The organism is Bradyrhizobium oropedii, assembly GCF_020889685.1.
In the GTDB taxonomy this organism is placed as follows: domain Bacteria; phylum Pseudomonadota; class Alphaproteobacteria; order Rhizobiales; family Xanthobacteraceae; genus Bradyrhizobium; species Bradyrhizobium oropedii.
The window spans coordinates 1-3,546 of the sequence record NZ_JACMYO010000349.1 but is presented as its reverse complement, the minus strand read 5'-3'; the positions used below and the strand labels follow the sequence as shown (position 1 = coordinate 3,546).

Below are 3,546 nucleotides of genomic sequence, written 5' to 3'. Positions count from 1 at the left end.
ATCAGCGCGGCCTTCAGGTCGGGCGCGCTGCCGCTCACGGGCGCAACGCCCGCAGCGAGCGTCGCCTCCAGCAGCAGGCCGGATTTCTGGAAGCCCGCCTTGACGGCATCGCCGCTCAAAGTCCCGTCGAGGCCGGTCTGCTGCGCCAGCACCTGCGCGATCGCGGCCTGTAACTTTGGCGGCAAATTGGCTGTCGCGACCGCCGTGAGATTGGCAAACAGCGGCGCCTGGCTGCCCTGCACCGCTGCCGCAGTCTGCGCCGTCGCGGTGATGGTGACGCGCTCCAGCGGCGTCAGTGCAACCTTCGTCGCCGTGGCTGCAGGCTGAGCTACCGAAGTTGCGTCGGTCGCCGCCGGCGACAATTGCACCGCATCGCCGGTGTCCGCGCCCGGTCCAACCAGTTGCAGGCGGATGCCGTCATTGGTCTGCGACACCGCGAGCTGCAGGTTCTGGCCCTGCTGCAGCGGCACCTCGGTCTGGACGTCGACCGACAGGCTCGCAATCGCGATCCGCACCAGGTCGGCGGACAGCACCTTGAGGACCTGCGCGCTGACGATGCTGCCCGCCTCGAGCGTGAGGTCTGGCGCAACACTGCCCGCCTCGTTCGAGGCGAGCACCGGCAGCACGGGATTGACGGCAACAGCCATGTCGGAGGTCTCGGCCAGGCGGCGGGATCGGCCCGCAGGCTAGCCCGGCGCCGTAAAGGTCTCGTTAACCGGCAGCCGGCCTGAACTCCTTGAGAATGCCGGCGGCGGCCTTGAAATCGACCTGCCGGGCGGCACGTCGCGCGGCCACCTCCTCGTCGACGCCCCATTTCTCGATATTCCAGTCCTCGTCGACATGGGCGGCGGCCCAGATCTGATCCTCGTCGCGCACGCCGTGCGCCAGCGCCAGCGCCAGCAGCGCCGAGCCGGTCAGCGTCGTCACCACATGGAGCGCCGCGACCGACCACGGGTCGGTCGGGAATGCCGCACGTGCCGCCTTGATGGCGGGCTCGGGCTGGCCGACATGCATGACCCCCTCGGCCATCACGAAATGGGCCCCGAGCGCGTCGGCGGCCCAGAACAGGATCGGGTCCCAATGCTGGGCCTCGCGCGCCACCAGCGTCTCGGGGTGGCCGGCGCGATAGAACAGCAGGTCGCTGCCGAGGAATTTTGCGGCATCCTCGGCCACCTCGTCGACGCGATCGATCACCCCCTCGATCACGCTATTGGCAAGCCGCGTCAGCGGCATGGTCACGGGATCGATGGTCTCGCCCTGCGCATTCCATTCCGCCGCGACCCCATCCGCAATCGCGCGCGTCGGCACCACGACCGGCTTGCCGGACGGCGAGCGGATCTGCTTGCCGTCGAGTGTGATCGAAAATCCGCCATCGGCATCGGCGACGCCGGCGCTGGTGTAGAAGCGCTTGCGCTGCGGCGTGCGAATATGGCGCCGCACCGCCTCCTGCGGATCGAGCGGAGATTGGTCTGGGACGTCATCGAAGAGTTCACGCATCGCGCCGGCCGGCTTTCGTTTCAAAGGATTTCCCTGCAAGATATGCCAGGGGCAGCGGCAAATAAAGCTGATGGAACGCGGCAAATTTCTCGCGGGTTTTTCGCTGGCTGCGGCGGCCTTCTGGGCTGCCGCCGCCAACGCCGGGTTCCGCACACCGGAATCACTGATCCGCAACGTCTACGCCCATTATGGCAAAGGCAGCGCCGCATTTTCGAATGGCCTGCCGCGTGACGAGGAAACGGCGCGGCAATTCTTCGATTCCAGCCTGCGCGGCGCCTGGATCGCCCTGTACGACGCACCCTACGATTTCCTGGTGCAGAGCCCGACCTGGCGGATCGGCCCGATCTCGATCGCAATCCCGCGCCGGCAATTCGACAAGACCGATGTGACAGTGACGTTCGACAATGAGGGCCGCGCGGTCACCCTCAACTTCATCGTCGTCAATGGCCCCGACGGCTGGGTGATTGCGGACGTCGAGAGCCCGCACGATTCATTGCGGATGTTTCTGGTGCAGTTCAGGCGTTGATGTCGCCCTCGACACGACGGCACATGACAGGATCGGCGACACCGAAAAAATATCTGACGATTGCCTGCGCATCCTGCTTCCTCCACAATGCAGTCCGTGAATGGTCCATCCGATTGATCGCTCAGCAGGTTTGAACATCCCGCCCGCGCTGTGCGTCGAAGTGCCGCAAATTGCTGTCATCTGCGTGTTAAAAACCTGCCAGATTTCGGCAACAACGCGCGACTAGCGTCGAGATACCAAACAGAAGCATTTGCCGACCGTTGCGGTCGCAAGACGTGGACTGACGTCACGTGTGACGCCGGTCGCGCGCTTGCGCGCGCGTGGCGGCGTATAAGCGGGGCGGCGTGGCGCGACGACTTTCGACCGTTTGTTGTGTCATCGCCGCGGCTTGCCTCGGGCTTGCCGTGAGCGGCATGACGGCCTGGCTCGGTGCAACGGGCTTGCGGGATGCGCCGCAAACGCAACGAGACTTTTGTGCGCGGCCCGAGCCCGGAAGCGCGATCGGGGAGCCCGGCGAGTTGCGCAGCCGCGACGGCGTGCTCGAAACCGATCTCAGTGTCCACGATGAGAAGCTGCCGGATGGAACAAGCCGCTACTGCTATCTCACGTCGGACGGCAAGCCGTCACCGACATTGCGGTTGAAGCCGGGCGATCAGCTGGTCATCCATTTCAAGAACGACCTCGTCGACCTCGATACGGCAACGCCCGCGATCGACAAGCCGCTCGCCGGCGCGCCGATCTGCACGACCAGGCCGAAAGTCGACGCTTGCGCGAGCGGCGCGATGACGCCGATCTCGACCAATCTGCACTTCCACGGACTAACTGTGCCGCCGGTCTGCCACCAGGATGATGTGCTGAAAACCTCGATCCAGCCCGACGATCCGCCGTTCGAGTATCGCCTGCGGATTCCGGACGACGCGCCACCCGGGCTCTATTGGTATCACCCGCATCTGCACGGCTTCAGCAAGACGCAGGTGCTCGGCGGCGCCTCCGGCGCGCTGATCATCGAGGGCATCGAGCGCGCCGATCCGCAGCTCGCGGGACTGCCCGAGCGCGTGCTGGTCATCCGCGACCAGGATCTCGTCAATCCCGACGCCCCGCCGTCGAAATCCGAACCGGTCATGACCAAGAGCCAGCTCGACAATGATGGCGACGTCGCCAATTCCGGCACCGGCTTCGGCAAACCGTCGAAGGATCTCTCGGTCAACTTCGTGCCGGTGCCCTATCCGAACTATCTGCCGGCCAGGCTCACGATGAAGCCGGGCGAGCGGCAGCTCTGGCGCGTGCTGAACGCCTCCGCGATCACCTATCTCAATCTCGCTTTGCTGGTCGGCCGTACGCCGCAGCAGATCGGCATCGTCGCCCTCGACGGCGTGCCGCTGCAATTCCACGGCAGCCCGTCGCCGTCCGTGCAATGGGTCAACCATATCGGCCTGCCGCCGGGCTCGCGCGCCGAGTTCATCGTCGAAGGACCGCCGGCGGCGCGTCGGCCTTGCTGGTGACGCGCGCGGTCGACACCGGAC

General features: G+C 65.8%; 3 protein-coding genes and 1 pseudogene. 2 read left to right on the top strand and 2 right to left on the bottom strand.

All coding sequences use genetic code 11. From position 1 onward, the window contains the following. Nucleotides 1–647, bottom strand: a pseudogene (locus H8A95_RS42145) (flagellar hook-length control protein FliK); the annotation flags it as partial. Nucleotides 648–711: 64 nt separating this feature from the next. After that, complete coding sequence (locus H8A95_RS42140; RefSeq protein WP_229188325.1) at nucleotides 712–1,497, bottom strand: ATP12 family chaperone protein; 786 nt, start codon at nucleotides 1,495–1,497, stop codon at nucleotides 712–714. A 70-nt stretch (nucleotides 1,498–1,567) separates the two neighbouring features. Between H8A95_RS42140 and H8A95_RS42135 the strand changes: the two genes are divergently transcribed. Continuing rightward, nucleotides 1,568–2,023 carry a hypothetical protein gene (locus H8A95_RS42135; RefSeq protein ID WP_229188324.1) on the top strand — a complete coding sequence of 152 codons (456 nt, stop codon included), beginning with the start codon at nucleotides 1,568–1,570 and terminating at the stop codon, nucleotides 2,021–2,023. Between the two features lie 518 nt (nucleotides 2,024–2,541). Further along, a complete protein-coding gene (locus H8A95_RS42130) occupies nucleotides 2,542–3,525 on the top strand; it encodes a multicopper oxidase family protein (RefSeq protein ID WP_229188323.1) in 984 nt (327 codons plus the stop codon). The last annotated feature ends 21 nt before the right edge of the window (nucleotides 3,526–3,546 follow it).

Bases quoted from the DNA above. Each gene is read 5' to 3' on its own strand.
- H8A95_RS42140 (WP_229188325.1), bottom strand. From the start codon at position 1,497: ATGCGTGAACTCTTCGATGACGTCCCAGACCAATCTCCGCTCGATCCG.
- H8A95_RS42135 (WP_229188324.1), top strand. From the start codon at position 1,568: ATGGAACGCGGCAAATTTCTCGCGGGTTTTTCGCTGGCTGCGGCGGCC.